26 protein-coding genes and 2 tRNA genes are annotated in these 25317 nt (G+C 42.9%); 5 read left to right on the forward strand and 23 right to left on the reverse strand.

Annotated features, from left to right (window positions below; translation table 11 throughout):
• Window positions 1-17 precede the first annotated feature (17 nt).
• The 3 genes from F7R58_RS10120 to F7R58_RS10130 all read left to right on the forward strand — a co-directional run bounded on the left by F7R58_RS10120 (window position 18) and on the right by F7R58_RS10130 (window position 2751).
• Window positions 18-239: a hypothetical protein gene (locus F7R58_RS10120; protein ID WP_158064804.1), complete on the forward strand. Its 222-nt coding sequence runs from the start codon at window positions 18-20 to the stop codon at window positions 237-239.
• 107 nt (window positions 240-346) lie between these two features.
• Window positions 347-613, forward strand: a complete 267-nt coding sequence (locus F7R58_RS10125) for a hypothetical protein (protein ID WP_158064805.1) — start codon at window positions 347-349, stop codon at window positions 611-613.
• 869 nt (window positions 614-1482) lie between these two features.
• The gene (locus F7R58_RS10130; RefSeq protein ID WP_158064806.1) at window positions 1483-2751 is read left to right on the forward strand and encodes a chloride channel protein; all 1269 of its coding nucleotides are present in this window, start codon (window positions 1483-1485) and stop codon (window positions 2749-2751) included.
• Between the two features lie 101 nt (window positions 2752-2852).
• Here the strand turns inward: F7R58_RS10130 and ric are convergent, their stop codons facing one another.
• The 5 genes from ric to F7R58_RS10155 form a co-directional block, all read right to left on the reverse strand.
• Complete coding sequence (ric, locus tag F7R58_RS10135; RefSeq protein WP_158064807.1) at window positions 2853-3566, reverse strand: iron-sulfur cluster repair di-iron protein; 714 nt, start codon at window positions 3564-3566, stop codon at window positions 2853-2855.
• A gap of 83 nt (window positions 3567-3649) precedes the next feature.
• Complete coding sequence (locus F7R58_RS10140; RefSeq protein ID WP_158064808.1) at window positions 3650-4081, reverse strand: RrF2 family transcriptional regulator; 432 nt, start codon at window positions 4079-4081, stop codon at window positions 3650-3652.
• A gap of 8 nt (window positions 4082-4089) precedes the next feature.
• A complete protein-coding gene (locus F7R58_RS10145) occupies window positions 4090-4467 on the reverse strand; it encodes a hypothetical protein (RefSeq protein ID WP_158064809.1) in 378 nt (125 codons plus the stop codon).
• Between the two features lie 61 nt (window positions 4468-4528).
• The gene (locus tag F7R58_RS10150) at window positions 4529-4999 is read right to left on the reverse strand and encodes an Lrp/AsnC family transcriptional regulator (RefSeq protein ID WP_158064810.1); all 471 of its coding nucleotides are present in this window, start codon (window positions 4997-4999) and stop codon (window positions 4529-4531) included.
• 127 nt (window positions 5000-5126) lie between these two features.
• Window positions 5127-9881, reverse strand: coding sequence for a translocation/assembly module TamB domain-containing protein (locus F7R58_RS10155; protein ID WP_158064811.1), 4755 nt, complete (start codon window positions 9879-9881; stop codon window positions 5127-5129).
• Between the two features lie 4 nt (window positions 9882-9885).
• Between F7R58_RS10155 and tsaD the strand changes: the two genes are divergently transcribed.
• Complete coding sequence (tsaD, locus tag F7R58_RS10160; protein WP_158064812.1) at window positions 9886-10926, forward strand: tRNA (adenosine(37)-N6)-threonylcarbamoyltransferase complex transferase subunit TsaD; 1041 nt, start codon at window positions 9886-9888, stop codon at window positions 10924-10926.
• An 11-nt stretch (window positions 10927-10937) separates the two neighbouring features.
• Window positions 10938-11639, forward strand: a complete 702-nt coding sequence (locus F7R58_RS10165; RefSeq protein ID WP_158064813.1) for an RsmE family RNA methyltransferase — start codon at window positions 10938-10940, stop codon at window positions 11637-11639.
• A gap of 201 nt (window positions 11640-11840) precedes the next feature.
• Here F7R58_RS10165 and F7R58_RS13155 read toward each other — a convergent pair whose 3' ends face one another.
• The 18 genes from F7R58_RS13155 to dapB form a co-directional block, all read right to left on the reverse strand.
• Window positions 11841-12071, reverse strand: coding sequence for a GIY-YIG nuclease family protein (locus tag F7R58_RS13155; RefSeq protein ID WP_158064814.1), 231 nt, complete (start codon window positions 12069-12071; stop codon window positions 11841-11843).
• Between the two features lie 154 nt (window positions 12072-12225).
• On the reverse strand, window positions 12226-12465 hold the full coding sequence (locus tag F7R58_RS13160) for a GIY-YIG nuclease family protein (protein ID WP_158064815.1): 240 nt from the start codon (window positions 12463-12465) through the stop codon (window positions 12226-12228).
• A gap of 151 nt (window positions 12466-12616) precedes the next feature.
• Window positions 12617-12847, reverse strand: a complete 231-nt coding sequence (locus F7R58_RS13165) for a GIY-YIG nuclease family protein (RefSeq protein WP_158064816.1) — start codon at window positions 12845-12847, stop codon at window positions 12617-12619.
• A gap of 154 nt (window positions 12848-13001) precedes the next feature.
• Window positions 13002-13241: a GIY-YIG nuclease family protein gene (locus F7R58_RS13170; RefSeq protein WP_158064815.1), complete on the reverse strand. Its 240-nt coding sequence runs from the start codon at window positions 13239-13241 to the stop codon at window positions 13002-13004.
• 92 nt (window positions 13242-13333) lie between these two features.
• Window positions 13334-13407, reverse strand: a tRNA-Asp gene (locus F7R58_RS10190).
• 96 nt (window positions 13408-13503) lie between these two features.
• Window positions 13504-13577 (reverse strand) — tRNA-Asp (locus F7R58_RS10195).
• A 327-nt stretch (window positions 13578-13904) separates the two neighbouring features.
• Window positions 13905-14222, reverse strand: a complete 318-nt coding sequence (gene trxA / locus F7R58_RS10200) for a thioredoxin (RefSeq protein ID WP_158064817.1) — start codon at window positions 14220-14222, stop codon at window positions 13905-13907.
• A gap of 83 nt (window positions 14223-14305) precedes the next feature.
• On the reverse strand, window positions 14306-15466 hold the full coding sequence (locus F7R58_RS10205) for a cysteine desulfurase family protein (protein WP_158064818.1): 1161 nt from the start codon (window positions 15464-15466) through the stop codon (window positions 14306-14308).
• A gap of 27 nt (window positions 15467-15493) precedes the next feature.
• Window positions 15494-16081, reverse strand: a complete 588-nt coding sequence (locus F7R58_RS10210; RefSeq protein ID WP_158064819.1) for an HAD family hydrolase — start codon at window positions 16079-16081, stop codon at window positions 15494-15496.
• 10 nt (window positions 16082-16091) lie between these two features.
• On the reverse strand, window positions 16092-16817 hold the full coding sequence (locus F7R58_RS10215) for an SDR family NAD(P)-dependent oxidoreductase (RefSeq protein WP_158064820.1): 726 nt from the start codon (window positions 16815-16817) through the stop codon (window positions 16092-16094).
• A complete protein-coding gene (locus F7R58_RS10220; RefSeq protein WP_158064821.1) occupies window positions 16814-18178 on the reverse strand; it encodes an FAD-dependent oxidoreductase in 1365 nt (454 codons plus the stop codon). The genes F7R58_RS10215 and F7R58_RS10220 overlap by 4 nt, the downstream gene beginning before the upstream one ends.
• 5 nt (window positions 18179-18183) lie before the next feature.
• Window positions 18184-19074: a decaprenyl-phosphate phosphoribosyltransferase gene (locus F7R58_RS10225; RefSeq protein ID WP_158064822.1), complete on the reverse strand. Its 891-nt coding sequence runs from the start codon at window positions 19072-19074 to the stop codon at window positions 18184-18186.
• A 116-nt stretch (window positions 19075-19190) separates the two neighbouring features.
• Window positions 19191-19874 (reverse strand): OmpA family protein, encoded by a 684-nt coding sequence (locus F7R58_RS10230; RefSeq protein ID WP_158064823.1) that lies wholly within the window; start codon window positions 19872-19874, stop codon window positions 19191-19193.
• A gap of 18 nt (window positions 19875-19892) precedes the next feature.
• Window positions 19893-20369 (reverse strand): lipocalin family protein, encoded by a 477-nt coding sequence (locus F7R58_RS10235; protein WP_158064824.1) that lies wholly within the window; start codon window positions 20367-20369, stop codon window positions 19893-19895.
• A gap of 119 nt (window positions 20370-20488) precedes the next feature.
• Window positions 20489-22195, reverse strand: a complete 1707-nt coding sequence (locus F7R58_RS10240) for a S8 family serine peptidase (RefSeq protein ID WP_158064825.1) — start codon at window positions 22193-22195, stop codon at window positions 20489-20491.
• Between the two features lie 4 nt (window positions 22196-22199).
• The gene (locus F7R58_RS10245; RefSeq protein ID WP_158064826.1) at window positions 22200-22817 is read right to left on the reverse strand and encodes a WbqC family protein; all 618 of its coding nucleotides are present in this window, start codon (window positions 22815-22817) and stop codon (window positions 22200-22202) included.
• 56 nt (window positions 22818-22873) lie between these two features.
• A complete protein-coding gene (gene lepB, locus F7R58_RS10250; RefSeq protein ID WP_158064827.1) occupies window positions 22874-24544 on the reverse strand; it encodes a signal peptidase I in 1671 nt (556 codons plus the stop codon).
• A gap of 67 nt (window positions 24545-24611) precedes the next feature.
• The gene (gene dapB, locus F7R58_RS10255) at window positions 24612-25313 is read right to left on the reverse strand and encodes a 4-hydroxy-tetrahydrodipicolinate reductase (RefSeq protein WP_158064828.1); all 702 of its coding nucleotides are present in this window, start codon (window positions 25311-25313) and stop codon (window positions 24612-24614) included.
• Window positions 25314-25317 lie beyond the last annotated feature (4 nt).

Consider the following 25317-nt stretch of genomic DNA (forward strand, 5'->3'; position numbering starts at 1 on the left):
TAAATTAATCAACTACCATGACTGACCCATTTAAAAAACTTATATACATTTCCTTTACTGCCCTTACTTTGTTGGCAGGAATTAGCCTTGACGCTCAGGAAACGGAAGCGAACCCAATACAAAATCCTCCGGTAAACGTCGAAGAAATGACAGGCAACCGTGGAGTTTCTTTCCAGATGATTCTGGACAAAAAATTAAGGAGCGTTCCTCAAATCGGCTTTTTTGGCGTAACGGATTAATGCGGGTGCGGGATTTCAGAGCACTCCTGGTGGAATCCGGCCTTAAGCAGCTTTAATTTACACTTACGCAACCCCCGAATGGCTTGTAATCGCCATGCCAAGAGTGGATGAGCAGGAATACAAATATCGAAGGGTTGGAAAGTATTGAATACAAACCGGCACTCAGTGATAAATGGAGACTGTATACCAGGCTGCAGGGAACTTATATCCATGCCATGACTGCAGATTTGCATACCAGAAGTTATATTCGCAGCCGCGTGGGCTTTACCTATAAAGAATTTACTTTCGGTGCGGGAGCCAACCTGGAATATTACGGCCCTTTAAAACATAAACAAAGCAATATCGGCGGCTTTCTGCAGGTAGCGTTGTTTTAAAACACAATTCATAAATTCCGAAGCCTCTCTTCCAGGACCCCCGCAGTTACAGCGCTAACCTGTTCCTTAGTAAATGATTGCTTCGTTGTTTCCCATCGTTATCGGAACCGATTACGATCGGTACTTCCGACTCGAAGGACGAAAGTCCACTTGCTCCCATGTCGCGGATTCTCAACCGAGGATCAGTAGTTATACAGAAGACATCCAGACTCTTGAGATTCCTGCGGAATGACAAAGAGGCTGTTTTTTGGATGTTGTGATAAAAAGCGACATTCAATTCAGATTTTAAATTTTGGATTTTAGAATTTTGATATTAGATCTTAGGTTTTAGATTTTAGATTTATTCAACATTAAAATATAGAGCCTCTTCTCCGTGCACATTGTGATAACCTTTGTGCCCTTTGTGGTTAAAAGTATCAAGATTTCAGATATCAGATCTCAGATCTCAGTTGTTAGATTTATGCAAAATTGAAGTATAGAACCTCTTCTCCGTGCACGCTGAGAAAACCTTTGTGTCCTTTGTGGTTAAAAGTATCAGGATTTCAGACATCAGATCTCAGATCTCAGTTGTTAGATTTATGCAAAATTGAAGTACAGAACACCTTCTGCGTGCGCGCTGAGAAAACCTCCGTGAACGCTGTGGTTAACAGCACTCCTATTTTTAGCTCACAAATATCACTGATCAGCACAGAAAAATTTAAGGTTAAAAAGAGCATGGATTATAAATCCGCGACATCGGCTCAACTATTACATTAAGCATCATGCTTCAGGCGCACGTAAAAAATGTTCTGTGAAAGTTTCCTAAATTTGCGCCAGTGATGGACAGTCAACGGTCCGATATCTTCTCAATTTCAGCTTAAAATACTCCTTTGGAAAGACAGAAAATTGTAAAGCAGCATTATTTCAGGCTTATTTTGGCATCAATTGCTGTTGCCCTCGCAAGTGCGATACTCGCTTTTGGCCTCAAGCATCTCACTGAGTACCTGCAGCATCAAATATTTGGCGTCGCAGGCAGTTACGCTGCATTATACATAATCCTGCCCTCGGTCGGAATAACGATGATTTATTTCTCAAGGAAATATGTTTTTCAGAACAGGAAAAATAAAGGCATCACCGAGATTTACAAAACACTGGACCAGCGGAAGGAACATTTACCCTTATTTAAGATTCCGTCGCACTTTATCAATGGTTTCCTAACTGTTATTTTCGGCGGATCCACCGGTATTGAGGTGTCAACCGTGGTAGCGACAGCTACCATTGGAAATTATGGCTATAAAAAGGAGTTCTCCGCCAGAATGTACAAGCGCGAACTTATTTGCGCAGGCGTAGTTGCGGGTGTTGCTGTTTTGTTTGCAAGCCCACTGGCCGGATTTCTGTTTGCCATGGAGGTTATTGCACGTAAAATACGTCTTTCACTCGTTATTTCCTGCACAGTGGCTGCACTGAGCAGTTTTCTTTTCATCCGACTTTTCGACAACCAGACAATATTTAATACGCCTGTAGCCGACTGGAACTATGCTGCAGTACCCTTTTTTATATTGTTAAGTATTTCAGGTGGTCTTCTTTCTGTATATTTCACGCTGTTGGTTACGCGTATGAAAACATTTTTCGGAGGTATCAGCAACAATTTTATTAGGGTAAACCTGGGTGCTATAGCCGTTGGTCTCCTAATTTTCTTTTTTCCGGCTTTATACGGGGACAGTTATCACGGTTTACGAATGATGTTGGAAAGCCCGCCGGAGGGCAGCAGCGCAACTTTGATGCTGATCCTTACGCTGGCCATTCTGAAACCATTGGCTGCAGCACTGACACTTGGCGCCGGCGGTGACGGGGGCGTTTTTGCGCCAAGCATCGTGGCCGGCGCTTTTCTGGGGTTAAGCTTTGCTATAATTGGTAACACCTATTTTGGAATGCAGTTTATTCCGGTAAACTTTGCCCTGATAGGGGCTGCATCTATGCTCTCTGCAGCTTTGTTTGCTCCGCTTACTTCCAGCGTTCTGATCTGCAGCTTACTACCGGGTGGATTTATGCTTTATTTCCCCGTGTTCATTTGCTGTTTCATTGCCACTGCAACCGCAAAGAAGATACTGCCTTATAACGTATATACTTATGACCGGTATGTAAATGCAACTGCTTAGTATATTCGTAAGAGATTCGAATCAGAACTGTTAAAAAAAAGCCGGTTTATGAACTAAAACGGCTTTCTTCTTTCTTCTGTTAGCGGAACCAGATACCTGCTCTATAAAGTTTTCTCAAGTGCGACAGCCTTGGGGAACAGGATATTGTTTTCCAGATGGATGTGCTTGTGAAGGTCGTTTTCAAAATCCTCAAGCATCTTAAATGTTACCTGATAGGTTCCGCAGGCATCATCGGGAAACTGATAACCATTGGTCAGTTCTGAGATTTTCACAAAACGGTCGCCTTCGGCTTCGTGTTCCTCTTTCATCATAGCCACCGGATTTTCTACAGTTCCGAAATGCGGCTTATCAAGAGGCTCTCCACTACGCTGTGCTGTAACCATTTTTTTGATGAAGGGAAAAAGAATAAGTTCTTCTTTTTTCATGTGAGCACCTAAATCTTTCGCACTTTCTACAAAAAGCCTATTGATCTCAAACAGTTCGGGGTGACGGTCACCGTGGACTTTACATAATTTGTCCAGATATGGAATAAGCATGGCCGTTTTTTCCTCTACATAGCGGTGGTGGGTTTTCTCCACATAATCCGCCAGCAGGTCCAGCGGCCAGCTGTTGAAATCAATGTCTGAAGATTTCTGACTAGAAATTTCCTCCAACTCCCGATAGATGTCTTCGGGATTAACTTTTTTTCTGTCGCAGGCTTCCTCTATTGTTCTGCCGCCTTTGCAACAGAAATCTATGTTATACTTTTTAAAAACTTCCGCAGTCCTGAAATTTTCCGCTACGTAATCGCCTATTGTTTTTTCCTGGGTTAGCATATCACTTTTTTTTAAGATTATATGACAAAGGTACACCAAATTTTTAATTCGGACTATTTTATCCTATTTAAAAACAAAAAAAATCAGCGTAGCCAGGCCAACCCACTTTCAGTTCGCACAGCGAGGTCAAAGAAGGAAAATTTCTGAGTCATGATCTGCAGTTTTTCACGTACTATCTTAAAGTCATCATGAACCGGACAGGGATTAAGAGCTGAGCATCTGTGCAGTCCCAGTCCACATTCTGTAAATACTCCGGGACCGTCAAAAAGAATGACGATATCGTAAATGGTAGTGCCTTTCTGTTTTTCCTCATTAAAAACAAAACCGCCCATTTTGCCACGCGACGATTCCAGTATCTTTTCACGGTTCATACGCTGCAGTATCTTAGCAGTGAAGGCCAACGGTGCGTCCACAGATGCTGCTACCTGCTTCACGTTTACGAGTTCATTCCGCAAACTTTGTTTGGCAACATAGATCGCAGCTTTGATCGCGTATTCACATGCTTTCGAAAACATCGGTCCGATTATTTAAAGAACTGCCATTTGGGAATAAAGGCAAGCAGACCTATTCCTGTAAAGAGGAACAGTGATGTAACATCTGTATAGAGAAATGTATCCAGGTAATAGATGTGGGAATAAAAATGTGCACCTACCAGCAATGGAAAAAGGATTACGCCAATTTTCCGGTAAAGATAAATGAGGAGAAGCGAAAGGATAATAAGGAAATCGACAGAGAAAATAATGTAAAAATACCACTCCGGAATTTTAAGTTCACCTTGCTGCAGGTACTGATCCACATCTACACCAATACCCATAATTGTGAAAAGTAAAAGCGCGAGCAGTGACAGTATAAAACCTAAATCTTTTTTAGGGCTTTCATCGGCAAATTCATTCCTTTCCATAGGTGCAAAAATAATGAAACCTGCGAACAATCCGCAGGTTTCAGTAAATGTAATTAATAAATTAGATCCTTACGGCATCAATAAGTCTGTTCTTGTCGCTCAGATACTCTTCCATGGAGATCATACTTTCGGTTCTCATTACATCCTGTATGTCATCAATCATATAAATGATTCTTTTGGCATCCTCGGTATTCTTGGCACGCATCTTACAGAAAATATTATATTTTCCAGAAATTACGCTGGCTTCCACAACATTTGGAATAGCAGCAAGTTCTTTCAGTACTTCCTGAGTACGGTTTGATTTGGTAAGGAGAATCCCGATAAAGGCAGTAAAATGGTAATCAAGTTTGCCATAATCTATGCTAAGTGAAGATCCAAGAATGATTCCGGCATCTTCCATTTTCTTAACCCGAACATGAATTGTGCCGGCAGAAACGTCCATTTGTTTAGCAATTTCGGTAAAGGGCATACGGGTGTTTTTCACCAGGAAATCAAGAATTCTCTTGTCTATCTCATCTAACTGATAATTCATTTTATTTAATTGAGTATTTATTAATAAATTGCTGTATTTTTTGCAAAATTACAAAAAAATATTAAACAACACAATATTTAGAATGTATTAACGATAATTTAACGCAACCTTATGTTCAACCTAATAATTACAAAGCAATTGAATCTTTTGTTTTTGATTCTTTGGAATTTGAGGGGTTTTGTGAAGAGGGTATTTTATCCTTCTGCCTTCTTTTGAAGATGGTATTAAAACTTTTGCTCCATACTACCCCACCTCCATAGGTTTGGTTGGCTGCACCGTTACTTCCTCCACTTCCCATTCCGATATTCATTGGTTTGGAGTAGCCCCGAAGCACCAGTGTGCCGTCATTTTTCTTGCTTACGTCAATTTCTACGGTTCCTTCTCCGGAAAGCAGGTCGGTGTCTGTACCCTCCGGTCCTCTGGACAAAGGTATACCCAGACCTGTTTTCACCTTAACGCGTGGTGAGAGATCGAAACTCACTCCGGCATTGGCACGGTCTCCTGTATTTGAGGCCTCATCGCCGCGCACATAATTCAGGTCAATCTGAAATTCATTGCTGATGGTGTTCAGTACAGATCCGAGCTGTCTGAAAAGCAGGTTATATCCTGTATTTTCGGCAATATTACCCACATCCAGTCCGGTTGCGGTTGTATTAAATCGGTTAAGCAATAATACAGAACCAAACTGTATCACCTTTTCATCCTCCTGATTCATTTTCGATGCCAGTGTTTCCCGAATCTGGCTGGAAACATCAACAGCCGACACACCCAGTTCAATTTTAGGATTATTCAGTGTCTGCGTAATCCTGGTTTGAAGCAGAACATTCACAGGCTGCAGAGCAACTCCCAGATAATCGCCGGTGTTGGAAACAGTACGCATATAGTTGGCAGTGATGTCGAGTGCAGGTGTTAAGGCATCGCCATCCCAGCGGATGCTGCTGCCCTGAACAATCTGGAAGGTACGGTTTAGGACGGCTTTGGAGGTGAAGGTTCCGTTTTCAACGATATAAGAACCGTTCATTTCAATGTTTCCGGTCCGGGCCATCACAAACCGCAGTTCGTCGGATGTTCCGCGCACCGAGATATTTCCTATATCATCTCCTACGAGTACATTCACGGTAGTTCCTTTGTCCACAGCCAGATTGAAGTCAATATTCATATTGGCACCTGACCGTTTTTTATCCTCCAGGGTAATGACTCCTTTGTCATCCTCCTTGAGAAACCGCAGCATCTTAAATTCTTCAACATTGGAGGTGGAATTGGAGTTAAAAGTAAACACACTGTTGTTGAGGGCCCTCATATTAGGCGTTTGTATACTCAGCGATTTCACCGGACCGGAAACATAGAGATCTCCTTGACCGTATATCCTACCCCAGAACAGATCATAATCGCTTTGCGTGGTATTAAGCATCATTAGATTATCTGCCCTCATAATGAGCTCGACCGCCATAGAAGCCAGGGTTTCAAAATAAATCGCCCCGGAAATTGTACCGCTGGAATTGTTACGACCGTCCCGGACTCCAATATTATTAAGTATCGCGCGGCCCCGTGACAATGGAATTACGGTGTCCTCAAAAGAATAATCGACACCTGTAAAATCAAGTTTAAGCCCGAATTTACTCATTGCGATGTCACCACTGTAATCCAGATCCTTCAGCGTACCGTTCACAGACAGCACCCCATTGGCATATCCACGCATATTACTGAAAACCCCTTTAACGAACTGATTGGCAAATTTAAGATCGAAGTCCTTCATATCAGCCTTGATGTCCAGGGTAGGTGAAGGCGTGTTATTGTCAATGGTGCCGGTTACCAGCAAATTGTTATCGCCGATGATTCCGGCGGAAATTACCTGAGCTTCTATGTCGAACACATTTGCAGTAGCTGAATTCTTAGCATTGATAACAATATTACCAAGATCCTCGCCATCCATTGTAATGTTATCAATCCTCAAATCCACGAGTGGTTCCAGGTTATTCCGATTCATTGTAATGTTGATGCTTCCGTTTGCAAGTCCCTGCATATCCAGAGAATTTCCACCAGCCTGCATTTCCAGGATTTTGGCAATCTGCATATTCTTAACTTCAGCCTCGGCATGGAAATCCTTAGCAGATTTGAACGTAGCAGTTTTAACAAGTAACTCGCTGCTGTCCGAGAAAATACGCAGATTCTCTATCAGGAAATCTTTGGTTGCCTTGCGGTAAGTAATGGAATGATTCAGTTGCGGACTGGTATCAATACTCCATGTAACATTATTGAAATTAACCGAAGTAGGGTCAAACCTTACTACATAGTCACCCTGAGTGTTTGTAGACTGGTTTAAGTTAATGCTATAATTCTTGAGTTCTCCGTTAACTTCCTCCTGCGGATTTCCGTGTTGAAAATTGGCGGCAATATGAAGCAACCGGTTGTTTTCGTTTCGGCCCGTTATGCTTACCTCTTTTAGAACATTATTACCATACTGCGCCCGGTCCACCTTTGCGAATATCTGTTCATCAAGATTGGCAGTGTTGATGCGAACCACCAAGTTGTTTACCATGGCACTGTCCCTTTTTACGAGGTCGCTTTGTGTGATCCGGTATTCAGGGTTTACTGCCGCAAGCGCACGGTCCGCATCGGTGATTTCCTGCTTTTTCGTCGTATAATACATCAGTTCGGACGCATCCAGATTCAGGACCAGGTTGTTGGCATCCCCATTATAGGAGCCGTTCACAAAAGCTCCGCGCGGGATCCGCAGGTCCGGCATAAAATAATTCACCAAATTCTGGCGAATATTGAATTCCATATTAAAATTCTGCCCACGGAACATCCGGCGCGGCGGCGGACCCACCAGGATTTTATTGAGGCCGTTTTCTATCATCGCGGGTAGATCGCCCAGATTATAACGGCCCGCAATCCTGCCGCTTACAGCGCCCGGTGCATCTACTGCTACAACGCGGTTGCCGTCCTCAAAAAAGGCCTGTACTTTTGCATTTGGTATATTAAATTTTTGAGTGGATGTAGCGAAATTCAGATTGGTAAGCTCTGCGTCCAGGTTCATATCGTTCAGACTGGTCATTGCTATCTTACCGTTTACCTGGCCACTCATAACCTGGCTGCCGGAAGCCCCGGTAAAATAATTCAGGTTCAGATAGCCAATATCTGCATTTACATCGGCAAGGATCCGGGAGGTCCGGAAATCAATAAGACCCTTCACTGCGCCCCGCGCCTGATCATCATTCACCTTTACAATTCCATTATAGGTTCTGCGGTCCAGCAAACCATCCAGGGTGACATTATTAATTACTTTATCCAATATTTCAATGCTGGCAATCTGGGACTGCGTACGGATGCGCATGGTATTTACATCAAAACTCTGCCCGTCCACATTAAATTTACCTGTAATGAGTCCAACCTGCTTACTTTTGGTGATTATGGAAGTGTTAAGATCAAAAACCTCGGCATATCCGCGGTATTTGGGCATAACCGTGCTGTAATCAGTCAGGTAGAAATTCCGGATATTTGCCCTGCCGATGCCGGTGATGAGATTGCCTCTGGGTACATAAATCTGCTCGGGCATCACCCTTACGCCACCCCGGTATCTGAGCCGGCCGAAATCATCGGCAAAATTCTTCATCTTTTCAGAAACAAATGTGGGTAACATGGCTTTCAGACCCTTATAGGTAAAATCGGTTGACAGATCATTGGTCTCAATTACAAACTTGCCGTTCAGTAAATTACTGAGTTTCATGGTGCCCGTACGCACACTCACATCGCGGTTGCCCAGAACAAAGTTACTGAGATAGAAGTTGTTAAGAGGTCCGGCCATCGATCCGGATATGTTTACCGGCTTGTAATTGTCCCACTGCGTTACAAAATAACTGATATCATAGCCGCTGATCTGACTACCCTGTTTCATTACCATTTCCCAACGTACCCGGTTGGTAAAATCTGACCACGACCCATTATTGAGGTTGAATTTTACATCACCCTGCAGCAGGGTGTGGTCTGTGAGCAGAGTAAGATCCCGAAGTGAAAGAAAATCTTTCGTAAGTGAAATATCTGCTGAAAATGTATCCACAGTATGTTTCTTGCCCCAGCGGCTCGTATTGAAGCTAAGGTTATTAACCTGAGCGAAAACATCGCCACCATTTACACGCACACTTGGTGCGCGCAGGTTTAGATTTTGGGCTACCAACCACCGGCCCTTATCTCCACTGCTGTTCCTGTTGATAATGGAAACCCTGGAGTTCACAAGTTCTACCCGGGAGTTGAGTAGAAAAGGGGGCTTGGTGGGATCCGCTTTCTTTCCTGAATCAAAATTTCCGATATATCTGATGAAGTTTGAAATGCTGTCGCCTTCATAGGTGATTACTTTAATATCGGCCTCAGTCAATGTCAAAGCATCAAAACTTAGCGAGTTACTGCTGCCGCTAATGGCATTGGTGGCCAAGGCAATCCAGTTTGAGTTGGCACGGAATTCACGAACTTTTATAAATTCAAGTCCTTTATAGTCTTTTATGGTGAGGCCGCGAATGGTAACATCGCCAAAGTAATCTACATGGACATCTCGTGTGGACATCTCTGCCTTAAAATCCTGGTTTAGGATCTGCAGCGCCTGATTGGCAGCCCAGCGCTTTGTTACAGGTAAATTTACTGCTACCAGTGCAATTACGAACAGCGAGAGACTGAACCAGAAAATAATGAGCATCAGCTTCACCCACCAGCGAACGTTGGTTACATCCTTTGCGGCCTGCTCTACAATAGCCCCGGCTGAACCTACGGGATCCTGCACTACATCGGAGACCACCTCCTTTACCTGCTCCACTTTTTCACCGATCTTTTCGGGAATAGTATTTGAATGCTGCTCGTTACTGTTTTTATTATTCTCTATATTTGCCATTGTAATGAACGAGTCAATAATTTTAGGGATAGAGTCGTCCTGTGACGATACTTCTGCGGCAGTGATCAGAGGTAATGAGATTCTCTCCAATATTGCAGCAAATCAGGAAATTCACAACTTATACGGCGGGGTTGTCCCCGAACTGGCTTCCCGTGCGCATCAGCAAAACATCATTCCAGTTGTACAGCAGTCCATAACCAGAGCAAATATACAACAAAATGATATTGACGCCGTAGGCTTCACCCGGGGTCCCGGTCTGTTGGGATCACTGCTTGTGGGAACCTCCTTTGCTAAATCACTGGCTATGAGCTTGAATGTACCCTTAATTGAGGTAAATCATCTCCAGGCCCACATTTTAGCGCATTTTATTGCCGATGCAAATCCTGTGCCTCCGAAATTCCCTTTTCTATGCCTTACTGTAAGTGGCGGACATACCATGATTGTGCTGGTTAAGGATTACTTTCACATGCAGATCATCGGTAAAACTACGGACGATGCGGCTGGTGAAGCCTTCGACAAGATTGGAAAGATATTTGGCCTGGATTACCCGGCCGGTCCCATCATTGACAGATTAGCCAAGGACGGAAATCCTACGGCCTACGAATTCAGCAAGCCGAAGATGCAGGACTACGATTACTCCTTTAGCGGCATTAAAACTTCAGTGCTTTATTTTATCCAAAAAGAAATCAGGAAGAATCCGGAATTCATCAGCGAAAACATAAATGACCTTTGTGCCTCTGTTCAGAAAAGTATCGTAGATATCCTGATGCAGAAACTTACAAAGGCAGCTACTGAACTGAAAATTTCCGAAGTTGCGATAGCAGGAGGTGTTTCAGCCAACTCAGCACTGAGAGAAGCAATGCAGGATACAGGACGACGATTAGGTTGGAATATTTATATACCAAAATTTGAGTATACTACAGATAACGCCGCAATGATTGCCATGGTAGCAAAACTCAAATTTGAACGTGGTGAATTTTCGGACCTCTCCGTTTCTGCCGCAGCCAGGTATGATCTGGTGTCTGATTTCACTAATAAGGATTAATTCATACAGTGATGAAATTATTTTTTGGCGAAATTTTCCCCGAAGTTAAGATTGATGAAGATGAACAGCAGCACATCCTTAAGGTTTTGCGTATGCGTGATGGTGATGAAATTACAGTCACTGACGGAAAAGGAAATGCGGCAAACGGCCAGCTGATCCTGGAGGGTAAAAAAGTTATTTTGGATAATGTAAAATACCTTCCGCCGGCTCTACCCTTTTCCCTGAACCTTCATATTGCGATTGCACCAACCAAAAATATAGACCGTATCGAATTTTTCGTGGAAAAAGCCACTGAAATGGGCATCAGCGAGATAACATTCTTACTGACGGAAAAGACGGAACGGCGGAATTTGAACTTCGAAAAATTACAGAAGCAGGTGATCGCCGCATCCAAACAGTCGCTTCGTTTTCACTTTCCAAAGGTGAACAACCTAACCAAGCTTTCAGATTTTATTCAGAAACAGGCCCCCGGGGAAACATTTGTAGCACACTGTGATTCTGCTTTTGAGAGAAGAGAACTCCATCAGATTCCTTCTATGGACAGAATAACCTTTATGATAGGACCTGAGGGCGATTTCAGTCCGGCAGAGATTAAGCTGCTGGCAGACGCTGGCATCACAGCGGTTTCGCTGGGAAATCAAAGGTTACGCACCGAAACGGCAGGTACATTTGTAGCAGCATGGAATTACAACCGGATAAATGGAGGACTATAGTATACGTTGAGCATTTATCTTCTGCAAAAGTGGCTCGTGGAACCTAACTTATCAAACTTTGAGATTTCGAGAGAGGTCACATAAGTAAATTTCATGGCAAGGAGGCAAATGGAACTTCAGAAGATTTCCAATGATCTGTTTGAGAGCCACGCTAACTACAACCTATCCTTATTGCTTCCCGTCATTCTTGACGGGAATATTTTAACCAGCAATTAACTTTAAGATTGAATTTCTATTCAGTCTTTTTATACGTTTCTCCTCTACTAAAGCTTCTTTTTTTGTTTGGTATGGCGCTATATAAACCACTCTCCAGTCACGTACAGAAGAGGTGAATTTATGCAGGCCATTAAGATGATGATTGAGACGCTGTGCTACATCGGTTGAAAACCTTTTGTAGTAAACATCTATTTCGGCCGTATAGAATATAAACATAGTACATAAATAAATTCTAAGTTAAGAATTAAATAGTACTGTTGGATAATTACTTGTGGCCTATATAAAAAAAAGCCCCAAAATGGGGCTTTATGCGATCCGGACGGGACTCGAACCCGTCTCGTCATTCATGACGAGATGACAGGGTAGCATTCTAACCCTTTATTAACTTCTCAATTGATGCTCTATTCAGTCTTTTTATACGTTTCTCCTCTACTAAAGCTTCTTTTTTTGTTTGGTATGGCGCTATATAAACCACTCTCCAGTCACGTACAGAAGAGGTGAATTTATGCAGGCCATTAAGATGATGATTGAGACGCTGTGCTACATCGGTTGAAAACCCTTTGTAGTAAACATCTATTTCAGCCGAATATAGAATATAAACATAGTACATAAATAAATTCTAAGTTAAGAATTAAAATAGTACTGTTGGATAATTACTTGTGGCCTATATAAAACAAAAAAGCCCCAAAATGGGGCTGCATGCGATCCGGACGGGACTCGAACCCGTCTCGTCATGAATGACGAGATGATAGGGCAGCATTCTAACCCTTAATTAACTTCTCAATTGATGCTCTATTCAGTCTTTTTATACGTTTCTCCTCTACTAAAGCTTCTTTTTTTGTTTGGTATGGCGCTATATAAACCACTCTCCAGTCACGTACAGAAGAGGTGAATTTATGCAGGCCATTAAGATGATGATTGAGACGCTGTGCTACATCGGTTGAAAACCTTTTGTAGTAAACATCTATTTCGGCCGTATAGAATATAAACATAGTACATAAATAAATTCTAAGTTAAGAATTAAATAGTACTGTTGGATAATTACTTGTGGCCTATATAAAAAAAAGCCCCAAAATGGGGCTTTATGCGATCCGGACGGGACTCGAACCCGTCTCGTCATTCATGACGAGATGACAGGGTAGCATTCTAACCCTTTATTAACTTCTCAATTGATGCTCTATTCAGTCTTTTTATACGTTTCTCCTCTACTAAAGCTTCTTTTTTTGTTTGGTATGGCGCTATATAAACCACTCTCCAGTCACGTACAGAAGAGGTGAATTTATGCAGGCCATTAAGATGATGATTGAGACGCTGTGCTACATCGGTTGAAAACCCTTTGTAGTAAACATCTATTTCAGCCGAATATAGAATATAAACATAGTACATAAATAAATTCTAAGTTAAGAATTAAAATAGTACTGTTGGATAATTACTTGTGGCCTATATAAAACAAAAAAGCCCCAAAATGGGGCTGCATGCGATCCGGACGGGACTCGAACCCGCGACCTCCGCCGTGACAGGGCGGCATTCTAACCAGCTGAACTACCGGATCAGATTTTAAAAAGTTCTGATAAACTTCAATTTTAACTCCTGCATCTCACTTCTGATAATGCGTACTTCAACATCTGATGACGTGAATAATAAGCTGCGATCCGGACGGGACTCGAACCCGCGACCTCCGCCGTGACAGGGCGGCATTCTAACCAGCTGAACTACCGGATCAGATTTTGAAAAGTTCTGATAAACTTTAGTATCCCAGTGGACTCGAATCCGTCTCGTCACTCTTGACGAGAGCATTCTAACCAGCTGAACTACCGGATCAGATTTTAAAAAGTTCTGATAAACTTTTGTATCCATCTGGACTCGAACCCGTCTCGTCACTCTTGACGAGAGCATTCTAACCAGCTGAACTGTCTTACCAATTAATGTTAAAGAACTTCTTCCTTTTTGGTGAGTGCAAAAGTACACAAATTTCTATACGGCACCAATTTTTTATTAATAAAAATACTTCCCCCGAAGGGAAAGCATTCATTATCAATCTGATTATTTTTATAAATGTGCTGAAAGTTTTTCAGAAATAACTTCTTTTGAAGCTACACCTACAATCTTATCTACCACCTCTCCATTTTTGAAGATGAGCACAGTCGGTATATTTCTGATACCATAATCTACAGAAACCTGCTGATTATTGTCTACATCTACTTTACCCACTACTGCCTTTCCTTCAAAATCGGCGGCAACTTCTTCGATAATGGGTCCAAGCATACGGCATGGTCCGCACCATACTGCCCAAAAATCTACAAGTACCGGTTTATCTGATTTAAGCACTGTTTCCTGAAACGAGCTGTCTGTAATCTCTACTGCCATTTTTTATATTTTTTTATTAATACTGTATGAACTATTGCAAATGTACACTTTTATAGGTCAACCCTATTCATGTGGCACCTATTCTAACTATTTACACTTTCTATATTATAACTTTCCGCAATTTTCTGCAATGCATCAGCCAAAACGTCAATTTCATCTGTCGTTGTAAGATGACTAAAGGATACACGCAGTGGTGTGGTGGTGTTCAGTTCTTCATCATCCAGGAGCATCAGCATCACCATTGAAGGCTTAGAGGCACCAGAAGAACAGGCGCTTCCCTGTGAAACCGCGATACCCTGCATATCGAGCTTCATACCAATCATGGGATCTTTAAAAGGAAGCAAGACACTTAATACCGTATAGAGACTGCTATGTTCACTACTCCTTCCGTTAAACTTGACGCTGGGGACACTTTCTGATATCCTCTTAACGGCATAATCCTTAATTTGTATGATATGCTCAGAATATTCTTTCATATGCTTCATCGCAAGTTCCATTGAGGCGCCAAGCCCTACAATTCCGGCAACATTTTCAGTACCGGCTCTCAAGCTTCTTTCCTGAGGACCTCCGGTGATCAAAGCTTTCAGACCGGAAGACTTTCTTATAAATGCGAAACCACTGCCCTTTGGACCGTGGAATTTATGAGCACTGCAGGACGCAAAATCCACCGGAATGTCTGAGAAATCAAGATCCATATGTGCCATACTCTGTACGGTATCCGAGTGAAACAATGCATTAAACTCTTTACAGATTGTTGCGACCTTCTTTAGGTCTATCATGTTACCAATTTCATTATTGGCATGCATAAGGGAAACCAGTGTCTTAGCGTCTGATTGCTTCAGCACTTCCTCCAGCTGCACCAAATCTATATCACCTTTTTTGTCCGGACGAAGGTAAACCACCTCAACATTCTTACGGCTTTTCATTTCCGCAACCGTTTCGGCAACACATTTATGCTCGATGGGTGATGTAATTATCCTGGTAACGCCCAAATTACGCACACACGATTTAATAATCATGTTATTGCTTTCGGTACCGCAAGAGGTAAAAATAATCTCTGCCGGACTTACACGTAGATAATCCGCAATCTTCCTCCGTACATTTTCAATAAGGATTTTAGCTTCCTGACCAAAACTGTGGGTGGATGATGGATTACCAAAGTTCTTCATGGCCGCAACCATTTCAGTAATTACCTGATCTGCAATAGGTGTAGTTGCAGCGTTATCCAAATAGACTTTCTTCATGAGGAGTACGTGTTATAGCTTTCAAAATTAATGAAAAAAACGGAAATAGCTTTCGTCGGCCCAGTTCAGCATGGGCTTGTCACCCGCCGTATCGCCAAAGGCTATTATCTTGTCAAATTTCCGCCCCTTGATTTCCGCACGAATGCGGTTAAGTTTTTCATTACCGTTACAATTAGGCGTAATAAACCTACCTGTAAACACATCATCCCTAAATTCTGCTTCCGTAGCCAGAAGTTTCATATTGAACTTCTGTGCAAACGGGCGGACCCAAATATCCAGCGAGGCGGTAACCAGCCAACTTTCAGTTTGAGCCGAATCGCGGCTCTTCAGAAAATCAAGCGCATTCTGCCGCATTACAGCGGGGAAATTCTCGTTAAAAAACCTATCCGATTCTTCTTCAATCCGGCTACGTCTTTCACCTTTAAGTACTGAGGATATGAAACTTTTCTTAACCGTCTCAGCATCCATAAGTCTTAATTTCAATAATATAAAAAGAGGAATGTGAAGTACAAATCTGATGTAAAACCTACAGGCATTATAGTGCCTAAGAAACATAAACATAGTGTCCCTATAGGTAAGGGTACCGTCAAAATCAAAGCAATAAAGTTTTCTCATCAGATAAATATCAGAGTTTAAGTTTAACAAAAATAAACTCCGGAATATTCTTTATAACAAACATTATAAGACGCCAAACAGGCAATACATAAATGACATTACGTTTATTTCTGTAAGCTGTATAAATATTTGCAGCTGCCCTGGATGGTGTAACTGTAAGTACAGGATTGAGCGGCAGCCCCTCGGTCATTTTAGTCCTCATAAATCCGGGTTTCACGGTCATTATGTGTACGCGCCGGTGGTGCATATAATTACGCAGACCACTTAAGTATGCGGTCAGTCCTGCTTTGGCACTTCCATAAATAAAATTGCTTTGCCTGCCCCGGTCTCCCGCCACCGACGAAAGCACAATCATGGTACCTCCGCGGCGGCGTTCCATTTTCTCAGCAAAATGCGTCAACAGCGGAATGAGACGGCTAAAATTAATATCCAGCACCCTGGTTGTATTTTTTGTGTCATAAAGACCTTCCTCACTGCCCATACCCAGATATCCAACCGCACAGAACAGGAGCGATGACTCAACCCGCTCAAAACGTGAAAAATTGAGTTCGGAGGTAAGGTCCAGCATTACAATCTCTGACTCCTGCAGATATTTAACCTGAAGATGCTGTGCAAATTTGTGTGCGAGTTCAGGTTCGGAGGTAAACAGATACAGTTTTTCCAAATTTCCGTCCCGCTGCAGGACCTCTTCCACAAAAGCCTGGGCCACTTCCGAATTACTGCCTAATACAATCATTGCCTATTTCTTTTGCTGTTTGTGCCGTGTGTAGTTTGCGACGTAATGGTGCTGTTCAGGATTCTTTTATGCTGAAGTGACACAAATTTGGGATTTTCCACATTCCTTAAATAGTTGGTTAATGAGTTTTTACTCATCGAATCCTTGGTCAGATAAATTCTTCCGCCATATTTCTCAACTATAGTATCCAGCTGTGCTACCAATGTGGGAAGTTGCAGGTTCACCTTAAAATCCAGGGCCAGTGTATACCCTTCCATCGGAAAAGAATTGTAGGCAAATGGATTATTCTTACCAAACAGTTTAAGTACCGCCAAAAACGATCCATTACCACTTTCCGCAATGGCAGAAAGTATTTCCTGCATACCCTGACGGCCGTGCTCTTTCGGAATCACCATCTGATACTGGATAAAGCCCTTCTTCCCATAGATCCGGTTCCAGTTTCCCACTGCATCCAATGGAAAGAAAAACCTTTCATAATCTACAATATTCTCTGTTTTTTTCTGCCTTTGCTGAGCATAATACAGTTTATTAAACAGTTTCACTGTGAATCTGTTCAGCAGGACGGAAGGCAGATATCCCGGCACTGAGGGCAGCAGCCGCTCCTTTATTACGTAAGGGGTTTCGCGCTTCTTTGCATCAATTTCATTTCTGGTGGCATGTTCGCCACGCATCAGAATGGACCGCCCTATCCTGTTGCCCGTTTGCAGGCAGTCTATCCAGGCCACATTGTACGTCCACGAGTCACTCTCCTCGAACAGGGAAAAGATCTGGTCCAGATTTTCAGCTTTTATGCTTTCCTGCCGGATATAAGCAGTTTCTATATTACGGAGTTTGAAAACGGCCGAAAGTATGATACCTGTAAGGCCCATCCCTCCAATGGTGGACCAAAACAGCTGTGCATTTTCGCTTTCCGAGCAGTTATGTACAGAACCGTCTTCAATCATTAGTTTAAATGAAATCAAATAATCTGAAAAACAACCCTCAGAATGATGATTTTTGCCATGCACATCAGAAGCAATGGCACCTCCAACGGTTATGAATTTGGTTCCGGGAGTAACATAGAGGAAATATCCCTGTTTAATTATAAGGTCCAGCACATCCGCCAGCAAAACCCCGGACTCACATTCGATTATCCCATTAATCCGGTCAAAATTTATAAATTTATTCAGTCTTGCAGTGGAGAAAATATTTTCTGCCAGCGCAGCATCGCCATAACATCTTCCGTTGCCCCTCGCAATTACTTCGTTATGTTGCTCAACAAAGGACCTGATTGCGGAGAGCGTGTCTGCGGTGCGGATATTCTTTGTTACCACAGGATAATTGCCCCAATTGGCTATTTTCTGTACAAAATTCTTCTTCATCCTAATTAAAACTGCTTATCATATATCAAGAGCAGGAAGGTAGCAAACCACATGGCAAGAGTTACCTGTATGTAACGGTCTTTGTATATGATTTTTGTCGGAGATTCTGTCTTGTTATGCACAAGAGTTTGCTGAAGGTATCTCATAAATGCAAACACTACAAAAATGAATGTATAGAATATCCGGCTGCCAAACCGATCCTGCACTTCCGGCTGCACGGTGAACATAAGGTAGGAAATTATAGCGAGAGTAACGGATATTGACAGCGCGATATCGGCAAACTGAACATTATAACCATCCAGGGCTTTCCGCGTACGCCCGGAAATCTGGGCATTGATAAGTTCACCCCGCCGTTTGCCAAATGCAAGCACGAGTGCTAACACGAATGTAAGAAGGATGGCCCACTGGGATATAGGGATTCCTGAAATATAACCACCTGCCAGTACACGGAGCACGAAACCTGTTGCAATTATTGACACATCAATGATGGCTACATGTTTCAGATGAAAGGTATAAGCCACATTAAGCAATACATAGAACAGGATGACGGAGGAAAATTTTCCGACACTGATTCCGAGACAGAACTGCGAAACAGCCAATAACAGGAGTGCGGCTGCGAGCACCATAAACATAAAAGCAATCGCGGTACTCTTTGATATGGCACCGCTGGCAATCGGTCTGTTGCATTTTTCGGGATGCCTGCGGTCGGACTCTACATCGGAATAGTCGTTCAGAATATATATAAAGCTGGCGGCCAGAGAGAACACTACAAAAGCTGCTAAACTCTTTAAAACCAAATCAGCATTAGTGATGTTGCCGGAAAAAAACAGCGGAAGAAAAACAAAAAGGTTCTTGACCCACTGCTCCACACGTAGCAGTTTTATATATTTTGTCATAAATAATTTGAGGAATCAAGCGTAAAAATACGTTATTTTAAGACAATGCATTTTACAGGCAACAAAAAAAACTGCCAGGAGGCAGTTCATTATAAATATTGGGCTCAATAAAGTTCTTACTGTTCCTGCTGAGCTTCCTTAATCATATTTTCATTCGCAGTAATTGCAAATTCTACACGACGGTTATCTGCCCGGCCCGCTTCGGTGTCATTAGAGGACTTGGGATCACTTTCACCCATACCCATGGTGTACATGCGGCTGGAAGCCACTCCTTTGCCTACCAGATAGGACTTTACCGCAGCTGCTCTTCTTTCAGACAGAGCCTGGTTGTAACTATCCGTTCCTTTACTGTCAGTGTGACCATAAATATTAATGTTGGTGTCTTCATTATTTTTAAGGATATCCGCAAGTTTATCGAGGTTTGCTCTGGAGGTCGCTGACAGTTCAGACGAATCAAAACCAAAATTAACCATTCTCTCCGGCAGAGTTACCTTAATTCCTTCATTTACCCTTTCAACTTCGGCGCCAGGCAGTGTTTGCTTTATCTCTTTAGCCTGTTGGTCCATTTTGCGACCAATCACATTACCGGCTACACCACCAATGATGCCCCCTAGGACAGCTCCGGCCGGCGCGTTGCCACCTTTACCCACATTGTTACCCAACACACCGCCGATAACAGCCCCTGTAGATGCGCCTACAACGGTACCTCTTTGCTGGTGATTTGAATTCTGAATAGTTTCGCAACTCGTAAGCATAAGAGCCGCTGTAATTCCTGCTATATAAGTATTCCTTAATTTCATGATTTTATTATTTATTGATTATTTTGCAGTTCTCTGGAAATTGTAAATTACATTAACGTTCTGACCTTCAAAAGGAACCGATTGCTGCACTGAAAACTGGTCGGCGGTCTGGTTTAACAAAGTAAGTGCATATCCGGTTTCATTCTCTTTCGGTTTTGTACCGTCAAAGATTTTCTTGAACTGAAAAGTATTACCACTTACTACCTCAAACTTAATTGGCTGCGTTTTTACCGGGCAGGCTCCGCCACCGTTCAATGTGTATGATCCTGTATAATTATTCGGTACCAGTACCCACTGGCTTCCCACGAAACACTGAGCATCGGCCCCTTCATCAAAAGGTCTTATCATATAAGATTTATCGTAATCTACACTTGTAATTTGCCATGTACCTTTCATCTTAAGAAATTCCGCTCTGTTGGCCTGGGCAGTTTTTGCAGTTGAGCAGGAAACAGCCAGCGAAGCTGCCGCAATTCCCGTTAAAAGTATTTTTTTCATTGTTTTAATATTTGATAATGGCAAACAGGCGAAAACCGTGCCAGCAAAAAAGTCTGAAAACAGAAAAAGCCCATAAAAATGGACTTTCTCTCACTAACTTTTTACTGAATGACAACAGCTTATTTTGCTTTTTTCTTTGCTGCCGCCTTTTTGGCTGCGGGCTTAGAAGCTTTGCTTTCAGCTTTGTAGAAATTGGTAAAAGCATATTCTGCCGCCTTATACAGGTCAATAACTCCCCCTGATCTGGAAATCATTTCAAAAGTGCTGTTCTTATCAGAATCAAGCATCGCACTGACTGTGGATTTATTTGACGTTTTAACCAGCGATTCAATTATCTGTTCGGGTTTCAGGTTGGGCATATAAGCCCACAGCACAGCTGCGGCACCCGCCACAACCGGAGAAGCCATGGAAGTCCCCTGTTCGTATTTGTATTTGCCATCGGGTACAGGTGCGTAGATCTCCTGCCCCGGAGCGAATACATCTACCATCTTCTGGTTATAATTGGAAAAGGAAGCTCTTAAAGATCCGGCGTCCTTCGTGCTGGCACCTACAACAATCATATTGTTAATGAAAGGTTTTTCATCGGCAGTACTTTTAAAGTTGCTTGGAAAATAAGTGTGTTCAGCAACGTTGTGGTTGTCATTTCCGGCCGCTTTAACCAAAAGAACCCCTTTGTCCTGCGCATATTTGAACGCATCCCAAACGACTTCCTTACCAGGTGAAACCGGCTTACCAAAGCTCATGTTCAGGATTTTTGCACCGTTATCCACCGCGTATCTGATAGCATTTGCCACGTCCTTGTCACGCTCATCACCGTTTGGCACTGTACGCACAGCCATAATTCGGGCTACCCTGGAGGCTACACCATACTGAACCTCATTCCCATGCGGAAGTCCTGCAATAATTCCGGCCACATGGGTACCATGTCCGGCATCCGGCCCCTCATAGTTATTATTTCCGTAATACCTCTCCGTATAATCCTCATAATTGTCGCCCACTATTTCAGAACGCGGGTCGAAATCAAGGTTATAATGTTTGGTTGCCTGTGCTTCAAAGTGGTCTATAGCCTCCTTCATTTGCTCCTTCAGCATTTTCTCAACCTCTGCAGGTGTCTTTCCTGCAAAATCAGGATCGGCGGCGATACCGGCCAGTACCTGTGCAGACATGGCCTGCTCCTGTGTTGCAGGTTTAATGGCAGCGACCGTTGCCGGCGTAAGCACCTTACCGTTCAGCATAGACACCATGGTAGGAATAAGTGTGTTAATCATACTGTAGGTTTGATAGGCCTGCTTTGCTTCCATTCCCTTTTTCGTATAAAGTTCCTTGGATTTCATATACAGCTCAAACTCCGCGGGTCTTTTTGCCTGATTGGCTTTATTTTCAGCTGAATTGGGACCTTCAAAAATTTGCTGGTATTTCTTAACCATACGGGTTACCTCCAAATTGTCTGCATCTATATCTCCATTCTTGCCTCCTATGAAGTTCCAGCCATGTACATCGTCTATATACCCGTTTCCATCATCGTCCTTACCATTGTTAGGAACCTCGTTTGGATTTTTCCACATATTTTTTACTAGACCGGGATGATCTACCTCCACACCACTGTCCAATACTCCTACAACAACAGTTTTCGGCTTCAAACCTTTTGATTCCAGGAATTCATATGCATTATCGGTGTTTATTCCATAAACTTTGGTCGCAGAGAAATCTTTATGGTACCATGTCATCAGATCTTTATCCTTTGCAGGCTCCACGGCCGTTGCAGACTGTGCGCTGAACAATCCGAATCCAAAAAGGAAGGAAGTTGCTATAAAAAGTCTTTTCATAAAATTAATATTGTATTGTTGAAATATTTCTAAGATAGGTAGTGGATTCCGGACCGATGTTACACAGAAGGTCCAAAACGGATAAATCTTCAATGAAGCCGTGTTTGGCAGAAAAGGACTGGTAATACTCCGGCAAACCTTTTGGCTGCGCATTTTTTGCAGAGAAATGGTCGCGCAAATTATTATGTTCCGGTTCTTTTATGAATTCCTGTGTCATGGCAAAACTCACCTCTGTTTTCAGAAGTGATTGGATAACGTCGAGGACCATAAGGTTAAAGTCGAAAAGGTATTTTTTCTTTTCCGAATAGATGGTCTGCAGTTTATCTTCATAAAATTCAAAGTAAGGTGAACTTTGATAGGCTGTTTTAATTGATTTCCAGTGTATTTTCTGCCAGTCCTCAGCATAGGAGATCACAGTTTCCCTGTAAAACCGGTTACCGTTGTGGCTTACAGGTATCATTAACGCCAATTTCCCGTTAGCACCATAAATGATTGCGCGGTTGCGGTAAGTTTGCTTGGGAAAGTTCTCAAACTGCTCCAGCGTTATGCCGCGGTCAGGCTTTAAAAATTCAGCGTACCACGAAATAGGAGGAAGATAAAACAGAGGTAGTAAAACGTTCATTTGAGTTCTATTAAAATTAAAAAACGCGATCGGAACCGCGTTTTGTATGATTAAGTTTAAGCATCGTTATCTTTTTTCCGGAAGAGTTTTGCAAAATAATCCCACCCGAAAAATAGGACCAGCACAAGCACCGCCAGCCACCAGTAGGAGGTTTTGTGAAGTTCACCGGTATTGGCCGCTTTAAACATCCTGTCCCACCGAACTTTCTTACCCGGTGCCTGATAAGTGGACCCGGCATCAGAGAAAAGGCCTTCAATACTCAACCAGGTGAACATCGGTTTTCCTACAATATGAGTTTCCGGAACATAACCAAAGAAACGTGCATCCAGCGAAGCATCACGGTTATCACCCACCATCATGTAGTAGTCATATTTGACGGTGTATGTATCGGTTTCGTGGCCGTTGATTGTTATTTTGCCGTTCTTTTCAGCCAGCGTGTTACCTTCATGCTGTACAATCAGTTTCCGGTATTCGGGCAGGTTTTCGGGGGTCAGTTTCAGTACATCACCTTTCTTTGGGATCCGCAGCGGACCGTACCAGTCCACATTCCAGTTTTTATTATTCGGGAAGATGGTGGATGAGGTATTGATTTTGTCGCTGAAAACCAACTGCTGCTGCTCAATACTCTTTTGTATATCCGGATAGTAAGAAATATCTTTCTTGCCCTGTGGTTCTACAGCTTCCACCATATTTACAACCTGCGGAAGCGATTTAATTTCCTTAGCTGTTTGGTCAGTCAACCCCTGAAACCGGTAATAGAACCCGGAATCCGTGCGCTGTTCCTGTACCGGCAAAAATCCGTAAACATTGTACAGAGAACTTATGTCCAACTGTGAACTGGTAAGGACTTCATAAGCATGCTGCACCTGAGCATCGCCCATCCTCACTTCCGGCTTACCGTTGATGAAAAGTTTTCCGGCTCTGAATTCCATAAGATCTCCCGGTTGAGCTACCAGCCTCTTTACATAGGGATCCTTTCTGTCTATAGCTACATGAACGGAATCATCCGGGTAGTTAAAGACCACAATGTCATTTCTCTGTGGCTTCTCCCATCCAGGCAGCCGCAGGTAGGGAAGCTTTACAGCTTCCGCATAGGATTTCGGATCATCCTTTGGGTTACCTTTCTCGCCCGTGTCAATGATGGTTCCCTGCAGAAAGGGTATCGCCAGCGGCCGCATAGGCATACGGTAACCGTAATTCAGTTTATTAACAAAGAGGAAATCTCCTACCAGCAGTGTACGCTCCATTGAACCAGTTGGAATTCCGAAAGGCTGCGTAAAGAAAACATGAATTATTGTGGCAAACACTACAGCAAAGGTAACGGAGCCCAGGAAGGAATCCTTTTTGCCGGCATTTTTTTCATCATCTGTCAGATATAAATCCTCTTCTGTCCATCGTTCTGCATCTTTTGAATAATTAACCACTGCCATATAGATGAAAGGCAGAAACACGGTCATCAGTTTTTGCTGAAAGAGGGTCTTCCCGAATTCCTTCATCAGATTGAGATGAAACACCGTCATCATAATGGGTCCAACAATTGGGAGATAGGCAAGCACTACCCACCACCTGGGCTGGCCCGATTCCTTCTGAACAATATAATAGTTATAAAAGGGTACAAATGCCAGCAGAGGGCTGTAACCCAATTTTTGGAAAAGTTTCCAGGTGGATACTCCCATCAGTACGGTGAGTATAATTACATATAAGGTATAGGTCAGAAAATAATCCATATTCAGTTGCTTAACGCTATTAGTTTAAATGATTAAGTAAATGTTACTCTTTATTGTGGAAGAATGATCAGTTAAATAATACATCCTGCATGCTGAAGTTACCCTTTTTCCCGACAATCCATTCGGCGGCGATAACCGCGCCCTGCGCGAAACCGTTCCGGCTGAAGGCGGTATGGCTAACTTCAATCTCATCTACATCCGAACGGTAGTAAACCCTGTGTGTACCGGGTACCTCATCTTCGCGGATGGCAAAAATTCCAAGTTCTGCATCCCGGGTCTCTTCCAGTTTCCAGGCGTTAAAACGTGGATTATGGGAAATAATGCCCTCAGCAAGGGAAATAGCAGTACCGCTGGGCGCATCCTTTTTATGGGTATGGTGTGTTTCTTCCAGCTGTACATTATATTGCTGGAATGGCCGCATAAGATCAGCCAGCTTTTCATTGAGCGCAAAAAAGAGATTTACCCCCAAACTGAAGTTGGATCCGTAAAGGAATGCAGTGTCATTATCGAGCGCAATCTGCTCTGCTTCAGTCTTTCGGGCCAGCCAACCGGTTGTTCCGCAAACTACCGGGATCTGAAGTTCCAGACAGTTTTTTATGTTGATGAATGCCACTTCGGGCTGGGAAAATTCAATTACTACATCCGGGTTATTCAGATTCTGGGCAGTGGGCGTTTCCGTGAGGCGAGCCACAATCTCGTGACCTTTCGCCGAGGCAAGCTCATCAATGATCTTACCCATTTTCCCATATCCTACCAATGCTATTTTCATCAGG

It is taken from the genome of Chryseobacterium sp., assembly GCF_008831505.1.
Classification (GTDB): Bacteria; Bacteroidota; Bacteroidia; order Flavobacteriales; family Weeksellaceae; genus Marnyiella.